The organism is Pseudomonas sp. GNP014 (assembly GCF_054344005.1).
Genome location: NZ_JBTGUS010000001.1, coordinates 1,745,583 through 1,764,530 on the forward strand (window position 1 = coordinate 1,745,583; position 18,948 = coordinate 1,764,530).

Sequence of the window (18,948 nt, forward strand, 5' to 3'; positions counted from 1 at the left end):
TTGCGGGTATTGCTGATCAAGACTTCATCGCTGGGCGACGTGATCCACGCGTTGCCGGCGCTGACCGATGCCGCCCGGGCGATCCCCGGGATCAAGTTCGACTGGGTGGTGGAAGAAGGCTTTGCCGAGATCCCGACCTGGCACCCGGCCGTTGGCAAGGTGATTCCGGTGGCGATCCGCCGCTGGCGCAAAAACCTCTGGAAAACCCTCGCCAGTGGCGAGTGGAAACGCTTCAAGCAAAGCGTGCGCGCTCAGAAATACGACTTGGTGATTGATGCTCAGGGTCTGCTGAAAAGTGCCTGGCTGACCCGTTACGTCAAAGCACCGGTGGCCGGTCTCGACAAAGGTTCGGCGCGAGAGCCGATGGCTTCGCGTTTCTACGACCGCAAACTGGCCGTGGCCCGTGGTCAGCACGCCGTCGAGCGCGTGCGCCAACTGTTCGCCATCGCGCTGGGCTACGACCTGCCTAAAGGCTTGGGCGATTACGGTTTGAACGTCGAACGTCTGGTCGAGTTGCCGCGCAAAAACGCCTTTGTGGTGTTCCTCCACGGCACCACGTGGGACACCAAACACTGGCCGGAAGCCTATTGGCGCGAGCTGACCGAGCGCGTTGGCTATCTCGGCGTTGGCGTCAAACTGCCGTGGGGCAACCCGCAGGAAAAGGCCCGCGCCGAACGCATCGCCGCCGGCTTCAAGCACGCTGAAGTGCTGCCGAAACTCAATCTGGCCGGCGTTGGCAAAGTGCTGGCCGGTGCGCAGGCGTGTGTCGCGGTGGACACCGGCCTTGGTCATTTGGCCGCCGCGCTGGACGTGCCGACCATCTCGCTCTTCGGTCCGACCAACCCGGGCCTGACCGGTGCCTACGGCAAGTTGCAGATTCACCTGGCCAGCGACTTCCCGTGCGCACCGTGCCTGCAAAAGAAATGTACTTACCAACCGACCGCGCAGGATGCCCGTCAGTTTGACCTGAAGCGTGAACAGCCTTTGTGCTTCACGCGTCTGAACCCCGAGCGTGTCGCCAGCCGACTGAGCACGTTGTTGATGGCTGAGGAGCTGCGCTGATGCAATTGGCATTCGTCCTGTACAAATATTTTCCGTTCGGTGGCTTGCAGCGTGACTTCATGCGCATCGCCCTCGAATGCCAGAAGCGCGGCCATCAGATCCGCGTCTACACGTTGATCTGGGAAGGCGACGTGCCGCCGGGTTTCGAAGTGCTGGTGGCGCCGGTCAAGGCGTTGTTCAATCATCGGCGCAACGAGAAGCTCACGGCGTGGATGGAAGTTGACCTGGCCAAACGTCCGGTGGACCGGTTGATCGGCTTCAACAAGATGCCGGGGCTGGACGTCTATTACGCCGCCGACGGCTGCTTCGAAGACAAGGCGCAGAACCTGCGCCACTCGCTGTACCGCCGCTGGGGCCGCTATCGCCACTTCGCCGAATACGAGCGCGCAGTGTTCGCCAAGGACGCGAAAACCGAAGTGCTGATGATTTCCGAAGTGCAGCAGCCGCTGTTCATCAAGCATTACGACACCCCGCTTGAGCGCTTCCACCTGCTGCCGCCGGGCATTGCCCAGGATCGTCGGCGCCCGGCGGATGCCGATGAGATTCGCGCCGGTTTCCGTGCCGAATTCAACCTCAAGGATGGCGAGTTGCTGCTGGTGCAGATCGGTTCCGGGTTCAAGACCAAGGGCGTCGATCGCAGTCTGAAAGCGCTGGCGGCGTTGCCTGCCGAGCTGAAGAAACGCACCCGGCTGTTTGTAATCGGCCAGGATGACCCCAAATTGTTCCAGATGCAGAGTGCAACTTTGGGCCTGGGCGACAACGTGACGTTCCTCAAGGGTCGCAGCGATATCCCGCGTTTCCTGCTGGGCGCCGACCTGTTGATCCACCCGGCGTACAACGAAAACACCGGTACGGTGCTGCTCGAAGCGCTGGTGGCCGGTTTGCCGGTGCTGGTCAGCGCGGTTTGCGGTTACGCGCATTACATCGCCGAGGCGGACGCCGGGCTGGTGCTGGACGAACCGTTCGATCAGGCGCAGTTGACCGAGTACCTGAGCCGAATGTTGAACGATGCCTCTGCACGCGCGGCCTGGAGCCGCAATGGTCTGGCCTTCGCCGAGACGGCCGACCTCTACAGCATGCCGCAGCACGCGGCCGATGTGATTCTGGCGGAGCACGCTTAAATGAAGTTGATGCTGGCTGAACCCTTCAAGTCCCTCTGGGCCGGGCGCGATCCGTTCGCCGAAGTCGAGGGCTTGCAGGGCGAGGTATACCGCGAGCTGGAAGCTCGGCGCACGCTACGCACGGAAGTCGATGGCAACGGATTTTTCGTCAAGATTCACCGAGGTATTGGCTGGGGCGAAATCTTCAAGAACTTGCTGACCGCCAAGCTGCCGGTGCTCGGCGCGGGTCAGGAGTGGCAAGCCATCCAGCGCTTGCAGGAAGTCGGCGTGCCGACCATGACCGCTGTCGCGTACGGCGAGAAGGGCAGCAACCCGGCCGATCAGCACTCGTTTATCGTCACCGAAGAACTGGCGCCGACCATCAGCCTCGAAGACTACAGCATCGACTGGGTCAAGCAGCCGCCCGAGCCGAAACTCAAGCGCGCGCTGATCGCTGAAGTTGCTCGCATGACCGGCATGATGCACCGCGCCGGGGTCAATCACCGCGACTGCTACATCTGCCATTTCCTGCTGCACACCGACAAACCGGTGACGCCGGACGATTTCAAGCTCTCGGTGATCGACCTGCACCGCGCCCAGACCCGTGCAAAGATCACCCAACGCTGGCGCAACAAGGATCTGGCAGCGCTGTACTTCTCCGCTCTGGACATCGGCCTGACCCGCCGCGACAAGTTGCGTTTTCTCAAGGGCTATTTCCAGCAACCGCTGCGCCGGATCCTGGCCGAAGAAGCGCCGTTGCTGAACTGGCTGGAAGGCAAGGCCAACAAGCTCTACGCGCGCAAACAGCGTTACGGGGATGCGCTCTGATGGCGGGCTGGAATCTTGAGCCGCAGTACGGCGAGCTGGCCAGTGACTTCGGCAGCCTCGAGGCCGTGTTCGCTCTGCAAGGCGAACGCCTGACCCGCGATCCGCTGTCGGAAGTCATTCGCGTACAGCGCAGCGGCGTCAATTATTACGTCAAGCGTTACGTCGGCGCCGGTAAAGGCTTGCGCCGATACCTCGGCAAGCCACGCGTGAAGATGGAGTGGCAGAACCTCAAGCGCTTCGCCAAATGGGGTATTCCTACCGCTGAAGTGGTGGCCTGGGGGCTGGAGCGACGTGGTGCGGCGTACGACCGTGGCGCGCTGATCACCCGCGAACTGCCGAAAACCGAAGACCTCTCGGCCCTGGCCGAGCGCAAGGATCCGAAACTCAAGGATCCTGCCTGGGTCGATGGCGTCAGCCGGCAACTGGCGGGTTACACCCGGACGATGCATGATCACCGTTTTACCCATAACGATCTGAAATGGCGCAACCTGTTGGTCGATGACCAGGCGCGGATTTTTCTGATTGATTGCCCCAATGGCGAGTTCTGGCGCGGCTTCTGGCTCAAGTACCGGATCACCAAGGATCTGGCTTGTCTCGACAAGCTCGCCAAATACCACCTGTCCAATACCCAACGCCTGCGCTTCTATCTGCAATACCGCCAGTGCGATCGGCTCAATGATGCCGACAAGAAACGGATTCGGCACGTGGTGAGATTTTTCGAGGGACGCGAATGACCGATTTTCTGGCCGAAGAGGACCGTGCGTTGCTTGAACGCCACGGCCTCGGCACTTTTGACGCGCTGTGGGCCAAGCAACTGGAGGCCGTCGACGAACCGAACACCGGGCGGGGTGGCTGGAGCAGTGTTTTTCGTCTGGATCTGGAGGGGCGCGGTTATTACCTCAAGCGCCAGAGCAATTACCTGACCCGCACGTTGCATGCGCCTTTCGGCGAGCCCAGTTTTACTCGCGAGTTTCGCAATATCCGACGCTACCAGAAGCTCGGCATCCCGGCGCTGCAAGCAGTGTTTTTCGGTGAGCGCAAAGTGGGTGGCGAAGTCCGTGCGGTCCTGATGACCCGCGCACTGGATGGCTGGAGCGACCTGGAATCGCTGCTGCAACGCTGGTCGCAACTCAGTGAGGCGCAACACTCGGCGATCCTCCAGGCCTGTGGCTTGCTTGCCCGCCATCTGCATGGCGTGCGTCAGGTGCATGGCTGCTTCTACCCCAAACACATCTTTCTGCAGGCCACCGGGGACGGCTATCAGGCGCAACTCATCGACCTGGAAAAGACCCGTCCGCTGCTGTTCGGCATGCGTGACCGGATCCGGGATCTGGAACCGTTGCAACGCCGTGCGCCGGAGTGGGACGAGGCGCAGTTGCGTGAGTTGCTGGCCGCTTATCTCGATCAGCCGAGCGACAGCCCGTTGCTCGACCGTTGGCTCGAGCGGCTGACCGCTCGTCGCAGTCACAAGGAGACGCGCTGATGCAATTGTCCGCGCTGGCCGCTGTCGGTCGGACCCCGCAACTACCGCTGACGGTGACGCTGGCCGATGCTGCCGGCACGGCGGATCTGCAGTTGCTGAGCCTGCTGCGAGTGTTGCCGGGACAACGCTATGTCGGCGCCGGTGTGTGGCGCGGGCGTCCGGTGCTGGCCAAATTGTTGGTCGGCAGCAAGGCATCGCGGCATTTTCAGCGCGAGCTCGAAGGGGTGCGCCTGCTGGCCGCACAGGGTATGACCACCCCATTGCTGCTGGCCGATGGCCTGCGCGATGGCGAAGGGGGCTGGCTGCTGTTCGATTACCTTGAAGGCGCCGAAAGTCTCGGCGAGGCCTGGGCGAAAGTCGAGGCGCTGCCGGTTCTGGCTGATGAACAATCGGCAGTCCTGGCCGAAGCGCTGGCTGCCATTGGCCAACTGCACGGCAAAGGCCTCTGGCAGGAAGACTTGCATCTGGACAACCTGCTGCGTCATGGCGGCCAGTTGTATTTGATCGACGGTGCCGGCATTCGTGCAGAAACCGCCGGCGAGCCGTTGTCGCGACAGAAAGTCCTGGAAAATCTCGGCGTGTTTTTCGCCCAGTTGCCCAAGAGCCTTGAGCCGTTTACCGAAGAGCTGCTGGTGTATTACCTGCTGAGCAACAGCGAGCACGCGTTGCCGCTGGAAGCCTTGCAGAAGCAGATCGACAAGGTGCGTCGCTGGCGTCTGAAGGATTACCTGATCAAGGTTGGTCGCGAGTGCACGCTGTTCAGTGTCCGGCGTGGGGCTTTTGGCCTGCGGGCGATCCGTCGTGAAGAAGAAGCTGCGATGATCCCGGTGCTGGAGCAGGCCGATGCGTTGCTCAGTCGCGGTCACCTCTATAAAACCGGCGGCGCGGCGAGCGTTGGCGAGGTTAAGGTGGGTGCGCGCACGCTGGTGATCAAGCGCTACAACATCAAGGGATTCGCCCATTGGCTCAAGCGCTTCTGGCGCCCGAGCCGTGCCTGGCATTCGTGGCGCGAAGGCAATCGCCTGGCGTTTCTCGGTATCGCCACGCCGACCCCGCTGGCGGTGCTGGAGAAACGCTTTTTGTGGCTGCGCAGTCGAGCCTATCTGGTGACCGAGTTCCTGTCGGGGCCAGACATCATCGCGCGTTTTGCCCCTTACGTGGACAGTGGCGAGGCGCCCGAGCCGGAGCTGCTGGCGCTCGATCTGTTGTTCGCACAATTGATTGCCGAACGCATCAGTCACGGTGATTTCAAAGGTCATAACCTGTTCTGGCAGGACGATCGCTGGGCGCTGATCGACCTGGATTCGATGTGCCAGCATGGATCAGTCAGCAGTTTTGCGCCGGCTTATGCCCGCGACCGGGCGCGCTTCATGCGTAACTGGCCCGAGAGCAGTGCGTTGTATCAGGTGATTGATCAGCGCCTGCCCAAGGATGTATCTGGCGCCGGGTGAAAGCCCGGGAAACTCTCACTCAGAGGTTTCGGCGATTGAGGACGAGATTTAGCGACATGTCCTACAGTATCTGCAGAAACCATGAACTGGGTACGGTTCAACGCCGATGGTAGTTTGCCTGTCCATTTCGGAGGGCGAACCTTGACCATAAAACAGACAATGTCGTTGAGTGTTTTTTCATGGGCTCTAGCCGGTTGTGGGAGTGCCCTGACCGTATTGCAGGACGATGCCGATGCCGCTCGAGATCTGCGCAAGCAAAAAACCTACTGCCAATCCATACCGCGCATTTACAGTGGTCTGGCTTTTGACTTTTGCGTACTGAATGCACCGCCGGACCCAAGCGGTTTTCTTGTGCCGTTTGTCTTGCTGGATCTGCCCCTTTCGGGCGTGGTCGATACGATATCGCTGCCTTATACGGTTTATCGTCAGGTCACCGATGGCAACCTCGGTATTTATTGGCGCAAGGGTGGTTATTAAGACATTGAGCAGGAATTATCTGATTCATTCGATTCGGGCGCGATTCGTACAGGGTAATTCCCGACATGTTTACGCTATAATCCCGCCCTTTAGCTGTCTCTCGCCCGGTGCGGGGGGCACATCAATTTTTCAGGGCGCCCGGCGCCCGAACGCAGACTTAAGAGGCTAGACCCTGTGGCATTGACGATTCTTGGCCTGTCCGGCGCCCTTAGCCATGACCCATCAGCGGCCTTGTACATTGATGGCAAGCTGGTGGCGGCGGCTGAAGAAGAGCGCTTCGTACGCGATAAGCATGCAAAAAACCGCATGCCCTACGAATCGGCGAAGTTCTGTCTTGAGCAGGCCGGCATCAAGCCGTCCGATGTCGATGTGGTTGCAATTCCGTTCGCCCCGATCAGCCTGTTCGGCAAGGCCCGCTGGCACTATGCCAAGCGTTACTGGTATGCCCCGGATCGCGCCCTCGATGCGATCCTGATGGGCAACCGTCGCTACAAGCGCTATCGCAACAAGATCGTCTGGTGCCTTGAGCAACTGGGTTTTGATCCGAAGAAGATCAAGATCGAGCCGGTCGAGCATCACCTGGCCCACGCCTCCAGCGCCTACCACTGCTCGGGTTTCAAAGAGAAAACCGCGATCCTCGGCATCGACGGCAAGGGCGAGTACGCCACGACCTTCTTCGGTTACGGCGAAAACGGCAAGATCCACAAGATCAAGGAATTCTTTGATCCGGACTCCCTCGGCGGCCTCTATGGCGCGATCACCGAGTTCCTCGGTTTCGAGATGCTCGACGGCGAGTTCAAGGTCATGGGCATGGCGCCGTACGGCGACGCCAGCAAATATGACTTCTCGCGTCTGGCCTCGTTCGAGAACGGCGAACTGGTGATCAACACCGACTACGCCAACGTGATCGGCCTGCGTCGCTACAAAGAGAAGGGCAAAGGCTTCTACTTCTCGCCGAAGCTGATCGAGTGGCTGGGTCCGAAGCGCGAAGGCGACATCGCCGACGAGCCTTACATCCACTACGCCGCGAGCATGCAAGCGCTGTTCGAGAAACTGGCGTTGCAGATGATCGACTACTACCTGGGCGACGTGCTCAAGGAAACCGGCAAGCTGGCCTTCGCCGGTGGTTGTGCGCTGAACGTCAAGCTGAACCAGAAAATCATCGCCCGCGATGACATCAAGGAGCTGTTCGTGCAGCCGGCGTCCGGCGATGCCGGCACCGCGGTTGGCGCAGCGGCCTATGTGTCCCACGCCCGTGGCGTACCGGTCGAGAAGATGGAGCACGTCTACCTCGGCCCGTCGTACAGCAACGAAGACGTGATCGCCGCGTGCGCCCGTCACGAGAACAAGCCGACCTGGCGCAAGCTCGACAACATGCCGGAAGAAATCGCCAGGATCATGGTCGATGGCAACCCGGTGGCGTGGTTCCAGGGGCGCATGGAGTTTGGTCCGCGTGCACTGGGTGGCCGTTCGATCATCGGTTGCCCGAGCGTGGCCGGTGTGGCTGACCGCATCAACCACCAGATCAAGTTCCGCGAGCGCTGGAGGCCTTTCTGCCCGTCGATGCTCGACACCGTGGCGCCACAGATGATCAAGATCGATCACCCGGCGCCGTTCATGACCTTCACCTTCGAAGTGGCTGAAGAGTGGAAGACCCGCGTGCCGGAAGTCGTCCACGAAGACGGCACTTCCCGTGCTCAGGTACTCAAGCGCGAATACAACCCGCGCTATTACGACATGATGAAGGCTCTGGAGAACCTGACGGGTAACGGTGTGTCGCTGAACACCTCCCTCAACCGTCGTGGCGAGCCGATGATCTGTTCGCCGACTGACGCGTTGAACATGTTTTTCGGTTCCGACCTGCAATACCTGATCATGGAAGATATTCTGGTCGTAAAAGAGGGTGCGAAAGGATACGGTCTTGACTGAAACACTGATCAGCGTCGTTATTCCGGCTTACAACTATGCGCGAACCCTGCCCCGGGCAGTGGAGTCGGTGTTGGCGCAACTGGATGAAGCGGCGGCGGATCTTTTAGTCATCGACGATGGCTCGACGGACGAGACGCCTGCAGTGGTGGAAGCGCTTCTGCGCGAACACAGTGGGCGTTTTCGTGCGGTGCGCAAAAGCAATGGCGGGTTGTCTTCCGTGCGTAATCGGGGGCTTGAAGAGACGACCGGGCGGTATCTGGTTTTCCTCGACTCCGATGACGAAATGGCGCCCGGTGCGCTCGCGGCACTTTCGCAGCATATTGCCCACAACCCCCAAAGCATGATGGTCATCGGCGCGCACTGGTCGGTATTCGCGGACGGCAGGCGTAGCCTGCAAGGCGCCAAGCCATTGCCGCTGACACCACGTCAATGCCTGCAGGGGTATCTGCTGGACAAGACCATATCAATTTCCAACGGTGCCTGTGCCATGCATCGCGGTGTGTTCGTGCCGGGCACTTATCCTGAGCATCTGCGCAACGTTGAAGATCTGCCGGTGTTTGCCCAGGTGTTGGCGCGTTATCCCTGCACTGTTCTGAATCAGCCTCTGGCACTTATCTACAAGCACGCCGACAGCATGCGCCATGATTTGCGCCAGAGTCTTGCTGCAGGCACGGAGCAGGTTGTCAGTGAAGTGTTCTCGGCCCGGCGTATGCCGGCGCAGATGCACGACCTGCGACAGGCGTTTCTGGCGCAGCGTTGTCTTTCGTTGTTTCGCGACTGCTATTCCCACGGCGAATACAAACTCGCCAGAGCGTTCTACTTTCAGGCGTTGCGTGCGGACTGGCGCACCTTCTCGCGCTGGTCATACACGCGCAAGGCGTTGAGGTTGTTGTTTCGGTAAAACGGTTCGCGATGACGTGCGCGTACCCTGTTCAAGCGTGTCGGTGAGGTGGCTGGGTGAAAGGTACGGGCAGTAAAGTGGGCGCTCAAGTCTCACGGATCATCGACGAATACCCGGTATGGCTGGCATTTTGTGGCAGTGTGCTGTTATCGCTGATTGCGGTCATGGGCACGGCGACAGTCGCGCGTGATGCGGCGCTGTACCTCGATATTGCGCAACAAGTCAGTGAGCATGGCCCCAAGGTGGCCTGGGCAACGTTTGACTGGCCCTGGTTTTCCTTTCTGTTGGCTGGCACCCATCTCGTCCTGCATTTGCCTCTGGAGCTGAGCGCCTACCTTTGGTGCGGTCTGTTTTTTGCCGGCACCAGCGCCTTGATGGTGGATTGCGTTCGTCAGCGTTCTGCGCATGCCACTCGCTGGGCTTGCCTGGTGGTGCTGGCGATGCCGGCAGTCAACAGCTTTCGCAACGACATCATCCGCGAATGCGGTTTCTGGTTTTTCTGCACACTGGCCCTTTGGCTCGCTTTGCGTTGGCAAGATCGGGGTGGCTGGTTGCGTGCCGCACTGATCCATCTGGCGGTGGTCGCGGCGGCCCTGTTCAGGCTTGAGGCGCTGTTGCTGATACCCGCATTGGCGCTGTGGCAGTTACCCAATCTCTGGTCTTCGACCCGGCGCATGCGCTTCGTGCAGTTCTCGGTGTTGCCGGTTATCGGCATGGTGCTGGTGCTGGTGTCGGGCGTGCTGATGTCCGCACGGGTGATGCTCTATCTGGACATGATCGCGCCCCACAGCGTGTTGGCTTCGTTTCAGATGCTCTGCGATCAGTTCGCCAATTCGATGATCACCAAATACTCCCAGGATGAAGCCGGGCGGATCATTTTTTTCGGCATCCTGGCGACCATGACCATCACGTTCGTGAAGTTGATGGGGCCATTCGCCGTGCCGTTCATCCTGCGCCGCAATTGGGGTGTTCTCGGTGACTACTGGCGTGACTATCAGCCTTTTGCCTGGACGGCCTTGCTGTATCTGGTCGTGCTGGTGCTGTTTTTCCTCAAGCTGCAGTTCATGAATACGCGCTACATGAGTTTTCTGAACCTGCTGTTTGTACCCGTGCTGGCGATGGGGCTGGCGGCATTCGTTCGCGAGTTTCCCCGTTGGAGCAAGTGGTTGGTCGCCGTGGCGTTGCTGGTGATGTTGTCGAACGTCATTTCCACCGGGGCCGGCAAGACGCATTACATCGAGGCGGGTCGCTGGATGGCCGCCCATGTCGAGCGTGACGCGCCGACGTACTTCGAGGACGGCCGGATCAGTTATTACGCCGGTCGCGGCTATGCGCTGCCGGTTCTGACCCGTGAGGAAGCGATGTCGGCTGTTCATGCCGGCGACTACCGGTATTTTCTGATTGACGCGAAGGGCGATGAGCCGTGGCTGAAGGAATGGCTGGTCGCCCACAAATTGCGCGTCATCGAACATTTCGCCAATCGCAAGGGTGCAACGGTGTTGGTGATCGGGCCTTAGAGGCTCAGGCGAGCAGTGGACGCAGGCGCGAGATCAGTGGCGCCTGCCGGTTGCTCGGCAAGGCCTGGCGGTAGCCTTCGATAAAGGTGTCGCCGGCGTCCTCGCCGAGTAACCACTGGCGGTCTTCCTTATAGCGCAGCAGGTGGGCGAAGTTGCGTAGGCGTTTGCTGTCGCTCAGTGCGCGCTTCTGGCAGCGCAGGTCGGCGATATCGATCAGGCCCAATTGGTTATCGGGCGTGAGCACCACGTTGCCGAAGTGCAACGATCGAAAATACACCCCTCTCTCGTGCAGTTGCGCGAAATAGCCACCCAGCTTGAACCTCAGTGCGTCAGCCTCCTCGCGGGTGCCTTGTAACTGGCGCACGGTGTTGCCGGCCAGCGGGCTGTAATACACGCCGTCGCGTTCGATGCTCGGGATGCGATAGACCGCAATGACGGTGGGGCAGAGGATGCCGCGCTGTTCAAGTGCGCGGGTATTGTCGGCAAAACGCTGGGCATAGGGATAGAACAGCGCCGAACTGAGCAGTCGCTTGCGCCGGAACAGCTTGAGCATGCGTCCATCGGCCAATCTGAGCACCTTGTCGCCGGAACCGTCGGCTTCCAGTACGTGTGCACCTTTGCGCAGTGCCTCGTAAGTGCTGTGATCAATCGATTGCATATCAGGCTCCCCATCATTAGCGGGGTATCTTAACCGAGTTGCCCAAGGGCTGGCTCGCAGTCATGTTTATCGAGGGAAAAAGGCCTGTGATATCATCGGCGCCTCACTGAATTGTGCGGATCACCATGAGCAGTCCTGAACCGAAAGCCCAGTCAACGCTGGCGATCTATTTCCGCCTTTTGGCTTACGTGCGGCCTTACGCCGGTCTCTTCCTTCTCAGCATCGTCGGGTTTCTGATCTTCGCATCGACCCAACCGATGCTCGCTTACATCCTCAAGTACTTTGTCGACGGCCTGGCCAATCCTGAAGCCAGCCTGTTTCCGGGCAACCCTTACCTGGGCAAGTTGCAGTTGCTCGAAACCGTGCCATTGATGATCGTGTTCATTGCCCTGTTGCAGGGCGTGGGCTCGTACCTGGGCAACTTCTTCCTGGCCCGGGTCTCCCTGGGCCTGGTCCATGACCTGCGGGTGGTGCTGTTCAACAAGTTGCTGGAACTGCCCAACCGGTTCTTCGACAAGAACAACTCCGGCCATCTGATTTCCCGCATCACCTTCAACGTCACCATGGTGACGGGGGCGGCGACCGATGCGATCAAGGTGGTCATCCGTGAAGGCATGACCGTTATTTTCCTGTTCTGCACCCTGTTGTGGATGAACTGGAAACTGACTCTGGTGATGGTGGCTATCCTGCCGGTGATCGGCATCATGGTGAACAGCACCAGCCGTAAATTTCGCAAGCAGAGCAAAAAGATCCAGGTCTCGATGGGCAACGTGACGCACGTTGCGTCCGAGACGATTCACGGTTATCGCGTCGTGCGCAGTTTCGGCGGCGAAGTCTATGAAAAGACCCGGTTTCGCGATGCCAGCCAAAGCAATACCGACAAGCAACTGACGATGACCAAGACCGGCGCGGTGTATACGCCAATGCTGCAGCTGGTGACCTACAGCGCCATGGCCGTGGTCATGTTCCTTGTGCTTTACCTTCGCGGCGATGCATCGCCGGGCGATCTGGTGGCTTACATCACCATGGCCGGTCTGTTGCCAAAGCCTATTCGTCAGCTCTCCGAAGTCAGCTCGACCATCCAGAAAGGCGTGGCCGGTGCCGAGAGTATTTTCGAGCAGCTGGATGAGCCGGCAGAAGTGGATCAGGGCACGGTCGAGCGCGATCGCCTTGAGGGTCGCCTGGAAGTGCGCAATCTCAGCTTCCAGTACCCGGACACCGACAAGCAGGTGCTTAACGACATCAGTTTTGTCGTGGAGCCTGGGCAGATGGTTGCACTGGTGGGTCGATCAGGCAGCGGCAAATCGACCCTGGCCGGGCTGATTCCGCGTTTTTATCAGCATGAACACGGGCAGATCCTGCTCGATGGCGTAGAAGTGCAGGACTTCACCTTGCGCAGCCTGCGTCGGCAGATTGCGCTGGTGACCCAGGCGGTCACGCTGTTCAACGATACGGTGACTAACAACATCGCTTACGGCGATCTGGCCGGAGCACCGTTCGACGATGTCAAACGCGCGGCCTCCGAGGCATACGCCGACGAGTTCATCGCCAAGATGCCGCAAGGTTACGAAACCATGGTCGGCGAGAACGGCGTGCTGCTTTCCGGTGGCCAGCGTCAGCGCATTGCCATTGCCCGAGCGCTGCTCAAGGATGCGCCGTTGCTGATTCTCGATGAGGCCACCTCGGCCCTCGACACCGAGTCGGAGCGGCATATTCAGGCCGCGCTGGATCATGTGGTGCAGAACCGCACGACGCTGGTGATCGCGCACCGTTTGAGCACCATCGAGAAAGCCGACCTGATTCTGGTCATGGATGAAGGCCGGATCGTCGAACGCGGCACTCACGCGCAACTGCTGGAGCAGAACGGTTACTACTCGCGCCTGCACGCCAAAGAGTTCGAAGAGGGTGACGAGCCACAACCGGCCCACGCGACCGACGTATGCTGACGGTGTTTCGCAGCTTTCGTGAACGTGGCTGGACGCAAATCGATCGGGATGCCTACGCCCGCGCCTGGCAGCGTTTTGGCGGCAGCGTTGCGACGCATCCCGAGGTCGTCGAGCGGTTATCGACGTTCGTTGGCATCGAGTTGCGTTACCTGGGCTGGATTGTCGACGGTGACGTGGTCGCTGCCATTCCCTGCTGGGGCCGCCATGTCGCGCTGTCCAAGGAAGTGCTCAAGCGCGAGGGCAAGCGTGGTTTGCTGGATATGGGCAATGCGGAAATCATCCTGCCCATCGCGCCGGATGTCGTCGTGCCGGTGCGCCAGCGCATGGCCTATGTTTCCCAACTGAATGCCGGGCAGATCAGCACCCTGAAGGTCCAGCCCGAAGGGTTGGCCCTGGCCCGGTTGCCGGAAGAGTATTCGAAGAAATTCCGTTACAACCAGCGTCGCGAACAGCGCCTGCTGGAAGAGGCGGGCGGGTCGCTGGTTCCGATGTCCGACTTCACGCCGCAGGAACAGGCTGCGGCGTATGGCGATCTGTTTCAGCGCCGCTGGGGTTTCGAAGTGCCGGGCAAGGCCGGGCTGGCGGAAGTCTTTACCCTGCTGCGTGAATTCATGACCGGTTCTGTGGCGATGCTCGATTCGGCGCCGGTAGCCATTCAGGTGCTCTACCGCGTCGAAGCGCCGCAATGGGTGTCGCTGGAATACATCAACGGCGGCGTCGACCCGCAGAGCCGCGAGTTCAGCCCCGGCAGCGTACTGAGTTTCGTCAATACCCAGCAGGCCTGGGCGGATGCGCAGGCACTGGGCAAACCGTTGCGTTATTCATTCGGTCGTGCCGACCGTGAGTACAAGGATCGCTGGTGCCATACGGTGCCGGTCTACAAGGTCTGAATTCATGAGCGCTCGCAAGCAACAGCTTCTCAAGGCCCATCGACGCAGCAAGCGTCTGTTTCTCGTGGTCTTTCTGCTGGCGTTGCTGCTGATCGGCTTCCTGGCCGGCTGGTGGCTGGTACCGGTGCTGCTCGTGCTGGCCTGGGTGGCCCACGAGGCTTGGTTCGCCGATCACTTGTTCTACCGGCCCTCTGACGACTATCACTATGACTTTCCTGCGCACACGGCCCGTCAGTCGGTCAGCGTGGAGGGCGGCACGGTACGCCTGAGCGAGCCGTTGGCAGCGGGTGAGACGCTTGTTCTCGAGCTGCACGTAAAGGCCCATTGGCTGGGCCGCTGGCTCGATCCCTGGGTTGAGATCGGCGATGACTGTCAGGCGTTCGAACGAGGCGTCAACGGGCGGCGATTCCTTAATCTGTCCGGGCAGGCCACTGCGCTGACCCAAGGCACGCTGGCATTGCGCGGACGCTATTGCGCGGCGGCTGCCACAGGCACCCTGTGGGTCATGACCAATCCTGACTATGCCCGCCAGCGGGTGATGGTCCTGGCTCCTCATGCCGATGATGCCGAGCTGGCCGCATTCGGCCTCTACAGCCGCTGCGAAGACGTCAGCATCGTCACCCTGACTCAGGGCGAGATCGAGGCTGAGAACTTCCAGCGTCTGGGGCTGGATCAGGCCCAGGCTGCGCGGTTGAAGGGGCGCTTGCGCAGTTGGGACAGCCTGACGATCCCGCTGTGGGGCGGCGTGCCTGCCGGGCGTTGCGTGCAGTTGGGCTATTACTGCCTGCAATTGCCGCAGATGGCCAAGGAGCCGACGAAGGCGTTCGGTTCCCGGGAGTCGCAGGACAGCGACGTGCGCAGCGTCCGTCGACACAATCCTCTGTCCCTGCCAGCCGACGTCGATGGTCAGCCGACCTGGCGCAATCTGGTCGCTGACCTGGTGGCGCTGCTCGAGCATTACCGCCCTGAAGTGCTTGTGACGCCGCATCCCGAGCTGGATCCGCACAGCGATCACGTGGCGTCGACCCAGGCGCTGCTTGAGGCGGTTGGCCTGAGCCAGTGGAAACCGACGACCCTGCTGATGTACGCCAACCACCTGCACGACAACGACCGCTGGCCAATGGGCCCGGCCGGCTCGGGGATTGCCTTGCCGCCGGCGATCGAGCCGTTGCCGGCCGATCGCTTGTGGAGTCCGCTGGTGCCTGCGGATGTGCAACTGGACAAGGCCATGGCGCTGGCCATGGAGCACGACCTGCAGGGCGGGCAAGTGTTCAAGCGGCAGTTGCGACGCTGGATCCAGCAGGGACTGGCGGGGCGGCGCTGGCCTGTCACGGGCAGTAACGAATTTTTCCGCAAGGCCGTCCGGCGCCACGAATTGTTCTGGGTGCGCGACCTTTCAGATTGAGGCGGACGGCGCTTTCCCCTGTGTTAATATCGCGCCCCTGTTCATTTTGTATGTGGGTTGCTCCATGAAGTTGTCCATGCCGCGTTTCGATCAAGCCCCGGTCTTGGTAGTCGGCGATGTCATGCTCGACCGTTACTGGCATGGCGGAACCTCACGGATTTCCCCTGAGGCGCCGGTGCCGGTGGTCAAGGTCGAGCAGATCGAAGATCGTCCGGGCGGTGCCGCGAACGTTGCCTTGAACATTGCCGCGCTGGGTGCGCCGGCGTCCCTGGTCGGTGTGACCGGTGACGACGAAGCCGCCGACAGCCTGAGCAACAGTCTCAAGGGAGCGGGCGTACGCGCCCTGTTTCAGCGCATTGCGCATCAGCCAACCATCGTCAAGCTGCGGGTCATGAGCCGGCACCAGCAATTGCTGCGTATCGACTTCGAAGAACCGTTCGCCACCGACGCCCTGGCGCTCGGCACACAGGTCGACGACCTGCTCGAAGGCATCAAGGTGCTGGTCCTTTCCGACTACGGCAAAGGTGCGCTGAAAAACCATCAGGCCCTGATCCAGGCGGCCCGGGCGAAAAACATACCGGTGCTGGCCGACCCGAAGGGCAAGGACTTCACCATCTACCGCGGGGCCAGCCTGCTCACGCCAAACCTCAGCGAGTTCGAGACCATCGTCGGCGGTTGTGCCGATGAGCACGAACTGGTGAGCAAGGGCGCGGCGCTGATGCACGACCTCGAGCTCGGTGCGCTGCTGGTGACCCGTGGCGAACACGGCATGACCCTGCTGCGTCCGGATCACCCGGCCTTGCACCTGCCGGCCCGTGCCCGCGAAGTGTTCGATGTCACCGGTGCCGGTGACACGGTCATTTCTACCCTGGCCGCCGCAATCGCCGCCGGTGAAGAGTTGCCCCACGCCGTCGCGCTGGCCAATCTGGCCGCCGGCATTGTGGTGGGCAAACTCGGTACGGCTGCCATCAGTGCGCCGGAACTGCGTCGCGCCATTCAGCGTGAAGAAGGCTCCGAGCGCGGTGTTCTGGGTCTCGAGCAATTGGTGCTGGCCGTGGCCGACGCCCGGGCGCATAACGAACGGATTGTCTTCACCAACGGCTGTTTCGACATCCTGCATGCCGGGCATGTGACCTATCTGGAACAGGCGCGAGCCCAGGGCGATCGACTGATTGTCGCGGTCAACGACGACGCTTCGGTCAGCCGCCTGAAAGGGCCGGGCCGCCCGATCAACAGTGTCGACCGGCGCATGGCCGTGCTGGCAGGCCTCGGGGCAGTAGACTGGGTGATCAGTTTCCCCGAAGGCACTCCAGAAAACCTGCTGCGTGAAGTCAAGCCGGATGTGCTGGTCAAGGGTGGCGACTACGGGATTGATCAGGTAGTCGGTGCTGATATCGTGACCGCGTATGGTGGCACGGTGAAAGTGCTTGGACTGGTGGAAAACAGCTCGACAACTGCGATTGTCGAGAAGATTCGCAGTCGTTGATCCCGATGAATTCTTACCGATGTGTACGGCGTGTGAACGGATTTTGCCTTGGGGATCTCATCGTTTCCGTTGATGCAGGCTGCCATGAATCCGATGCGCTTGCCTGCCTGCGCCGCGTGGTCAATTAATTTATGAAAGTCATGCTCCTGGTGATGGACGAACAGCGGGTCATTCTCGACCGGCTCTACGACATCGTGCAGCAGAACTGTGATGAGTGTTTGATCTATCGTTTGAGCAAGCAGCAGCAGTTGAATCTGGGCTCGTTTCTGGCTTCGGTGGATTACCAGACCTTCGACCGCGTGGTGATTTTCTCCCGGGTCAAGCGTCTGGCCACGCAACTGCAGGTGCTCAAATGCATCCCCGGGCTGATCTTCCTCGAGCACGACGCCTATCAGAACTACATGCCGGCGAGTAAGTATCGCGGCGTGTATTCGCGTCTTTATCGCCGTTTGCCAAGTTGCCGGGCGCTGGTGTCCGGTGCCGTCGTTGCCCGCAAGATGCTGGCCGAAGGCATCGACACGGTGTTCGTTTCCAAAGGTTATGACGAGCAGATGCTGCGCAACACCGGTGCGGTGCGTGACATTCCGCTCGGTTTTCTCGGCAGCCTGAAAAGCACCGAGTACGCCCAGCGCAAGGCATTGCTGGAGTCGCTCTCCAAGCGCACCGGCATGCTGGTCACCCGCACCCAGTCGGGCGCGGAATACCTGGAGACGCTCAACCGCATCAAGATCTTCGTCAGCGCCGACATCGGCATGAACGAGTTCATGATCAAGAACTTCGAAGCCATGGCCTGTGGGTGCGTGTTGCTGGCGTGGAGTCAGGGCGAAGAGGATCAGTTGCTGGGCTTCGAGGACATGCACAACACGGTGTTCTATCGCAGCGAAGACGAGGCGGTGGAGAAGATCAAACTGCTGCAGGACAACCCCGAGCTGGCCGAAGGTATTGCCCGCAATGGCCAGGCGTTTGCCGAAAGTCGCTATTCCTTCACCCGTGTCGGTCAGGCCCTCGCCACCGAAATCCAGCGCGAAATGCGCCCATGGCAGCCGCCTTCGGCGTTCACCCGGTTCTGGGTGAAGTTGCGCTACGGCATGAAGGTGCCGGTCTGAATGATGGACGAGCACATGGCGCTGGATGCGCTGCCGGGTGGTGACCAATCGGTTCTGCAAGCCTTGCCCGAAGCGCTGCGCACGTGTCTGAGCCGTGCGGCGCGGGTGGTGCTGATCGCCAACAACCCGGCCATCACCGCGGCGGATTTTCAGGCGCTGGACATCGGCGTCGATGACATCGTCGTCAGCTTCAATACCTGCATCAAGGCACCGCTGCTCAACGCGCAAAGCGTGAATGTCTTCGTGCATGGCTACAACGCGCCGGACGCCTACTTTTTTGGTCTGCCTTACGGCCCCGACGTGCAGCGGCTGATCGAGCGGGCGGGCGAACGCTGTTTCACCATGCTCGTCGGCTGCGCTGCACCGATGTGCCCGTTGCCACAGGTGGCCATGTATTGGGACCGCATCCCGTTGCCGCCGCTGTGGAATTACCCGGTCGACCGGCCAGGGGGCAAGCGCTACGTCGGGCCCTCCACCGGCTTCAATACGCTGGTGCTGTTCGACTGGTTGCGCGGTCACGCCGGTTACACCTATCAGCTCCTGACCCTGGGGTTTTCCAACGAGGCGGGAAAATTGTGGGGCGGTCACGCCTGGGATTACGAGCGTGACTGGCTGCAGAAATCGGACATCATCGTGGTGCCACTGCAACCCCGCCGCTGGTGGCAAAAGCTGTTTCGCCAGCGATAAGCGGTGCCGCATTGCCGGCAGG

At 60.7% G+C, this 18,948-nt stretch carries 17 protein-coding genes; 16 read left to right on the top strand and 1 reads right to left on the bottom strand.

Annotated elements, in window-relative coordinates:
* The 10 genes from waaC (at position 1) to ACXX9E_RS07945 (ending at position 10,748) form a co-directional block, all read left to right on the top strand.
* Complete coding sequence (waaC, locus tag ACXX9E_RS07900) at positions 1–1,062, top strand: lipopolysaccharide heptosyltransferase I (protein ID WP_123470809.1); 1,062 nt, start codon at positions 1–3, stop codon at positions 1,060–1,062.
* Entirely contained in the window at positions 1,062–2,183 is a 1,122-nt protein-coding gene (locus tag ACXX9E_RS07905) for a glycosyltransferase family 4 protein (RefSeq protein ID WP_128616447.1), read from the top strand. Before waaC ends, ACXX9E_RS07905 begins: the two co-directional genes overlap by 1 nt.
* Positions 2,184–2,990 carry a lipopolysaccharide core heptose(I) kinase RfaP gene (rfaP, locus tag ACXX9E_RS07910; protein ID WP_186746179.1) on the top strand — a complete coding sequence of 269 codons (807 nt, stop codon included), beginning with the start codon at positions 2,184–2,186 and terminating at the stop codon, positions 2,988–2,990.
* Complete coding sequence (locus tag ACXX9E_RS07915; protein WP_128616449.1) at positions 2,990–3,724, top strand: lipopolysaccharide kinase InaA family protein; 735 nt, start codon at positions 2,990–2,992, stop codon at positions 3,722–3,724. Before rfaP ends, ACXX9E_RS07915 begins: the two co-directional genes overlap by 1 nt.
* On the top strand, positions 3,721–4,473 hold the full coding sequence (locus tag ACXX9E_RS07920) for a lipopolysaccharide kinase InaA family protein (protein WP_267798207.1): 753 nt from the start codon (positions 3,721–3,723) through the stop codon (positions 4,471–4,473). Before ACXX9E_RS07915 ends, ACXX9E_RS07920 begins: the two co-directional genes overlap by 4 nt.
* The gene (locus ACXX9E_RS07925) at positions 4,473–5,924 is read left to right on the top strand and encodes a lipopolysaccharide kinase InaA family protein (protein WP_123470818.1); all 1,452 of its coding nucleotides are present in this window, start codon (positions 4,473–4,475) and stop codon (positions 5,922–5,924) included. Before ACXX9E_RS07920 ends, ACXX9E_RS07925 begins: the two co-directional genes overlap by 1 nt.
* 141 nt (positions 5,925–6,065) lie before the next feature.
* Entirely contained in the window at positions 6,066–6,401 is a 336-nt protein-coding gene (locus ACXX9E_RS07930) for a YceK/YidQ family lipoprotein (protein WP_123470820.1), read from the top strand.
* A gap of 174 nt (positions 6,402–6,575) precedes the next feature.
* Positions 6,576–8,330 carry a carbamoyltransferase family protein gene (locus ACXX9E_RS07935; protein ID WP_123470822.1) on the top strand — a complete coding sequence of 585 codons (1,755 nt, stop codon included), beginning with the start codon at positions 6,576–6,578 and terminating at the stop codon, positions 8,328–8,330.
* Positions 8,323–9,231: a glycosyltransferase family 2 protein gene (locus ACXX9E_RS07940; RefSeq protein ID WP_123470823.1), complete on the top strand. Its 909-nt coding sequence runs from the start codon at positions 8,323–8,325 to the stop codon at positions 9,229–9,231. The genes ACXX9E_RS07935 and ACXX9E_RS07940 overlap by 8 nt, the downstream gene beginning before the upstream one ends.
* Positions 9,232–9,287: 56 nt before the next feature.
* Positions 9,288–10,748, top strand: coding sequence for a glycosyltransferase family protein (locus ACXX9E_RS07945; protein WP_186746171.1), 1,461 nt, complete (start codon positions 9,288–9,290; stop codon positions 10,746–10,748).
* A gap of 4 nt (positions 10,749–10,752) precedes the next feature.
* Here ACXX9E_RS07945 and ACXX9E_RS07950 read toward each other — a convergent pair whose 3' ends face one another.
* Positions 10,753–11,406, bottom strand: a complete 654-nt coding sequence (locus tag ACXX9E_RS07950) for a protein kinase family protein (protein WP_123470826.1) — start codon at positions 11,404–11,406, stop codon at positions 10,753–10,755.
* Between the two features lie 125 nt (positions 11,407–11,531).
* On the opposite strand from ACXX9E_RS07950, the gene msbA reads away from it, so the two are divergent.
* The 6 genes from msbA (at position 11,532) to ACXX9E_RS07980 (ending at position 18,926) form a co-directional block, all read left to right on the top strand.
* Entirely contained in the window at positions 11,532–13,352 is a 1,821-nt protein-coding gene (gene msbA / locus ACXX9E_RS07955) for a lipid A export permease/ATP-binding protein MsbA (protein WP_123470828.1), read from the top strand.
* Positions 13,346–14,242: a GNAT family N-acetyltransferase gene (locus ACXX9E_RS07960; RefSeq protein WP_123470830.1), complete on the top strand. Its 897-nt coding sequence runs from the start codon at positions 13,346–13,348 to the stop codon at positions 14,240–14,242. Before msbA ends, ACXX9E_RS07960 begins: the two co-directional genes overlap by 7 nt.
* Before the next feature lie 4 nt (positions 14,243–14,246).
* A complete protein-coding gene (locus tag ACXX9E_RS07965) occupies positions 14,247–15,647 on the top strand; it encodes a PIG-L deacetylase family protein (protein WP_458555256.1) in 1,401 nt (466 codons plus the stop codon).
* Positions 15,648–15,711: 64 nt separating this feature from the next.
* A complete protein-coding gene (gene hldE, locus ACXX9E_RS07970; RefSeq protein WP_123471167.1) occupies positions 15,712–17,133 on the top strand; it encodes a bifunctional D-glycero-beta-D-manno-heptose-7-phosphate kinase/D-glycero-beta-D-manno-heptose 1-phosphate adenylyltransferase HldE in 1,422 nt (473 codons plus the stop codon).
* 131 nt (positions 17,134–17,264) lie between these two features.
* Positions 17,265–18,239: a glycosyltransferase gene (locus tag ACXX9E_RS07975; RefSeq protein WP_128616031.1), complete on the top strand. Its 975-nt coding sequence runs from the start codon at positions 17,265–17,267 to the stop codon at positions 18,237–18,239.
* Complete coding sequence (locus tag ACXX9E_RS07980; RefSeq protein ID WP_457236781.1) at positions 18,240–18,926, top strand: hypothetical protein; 687 nt, start codon at positions 18,240–18,242, stop codon at positions 18,924–18,926.
* Positions 18,927–18,948: the final 22 nt, after the last annotated feature.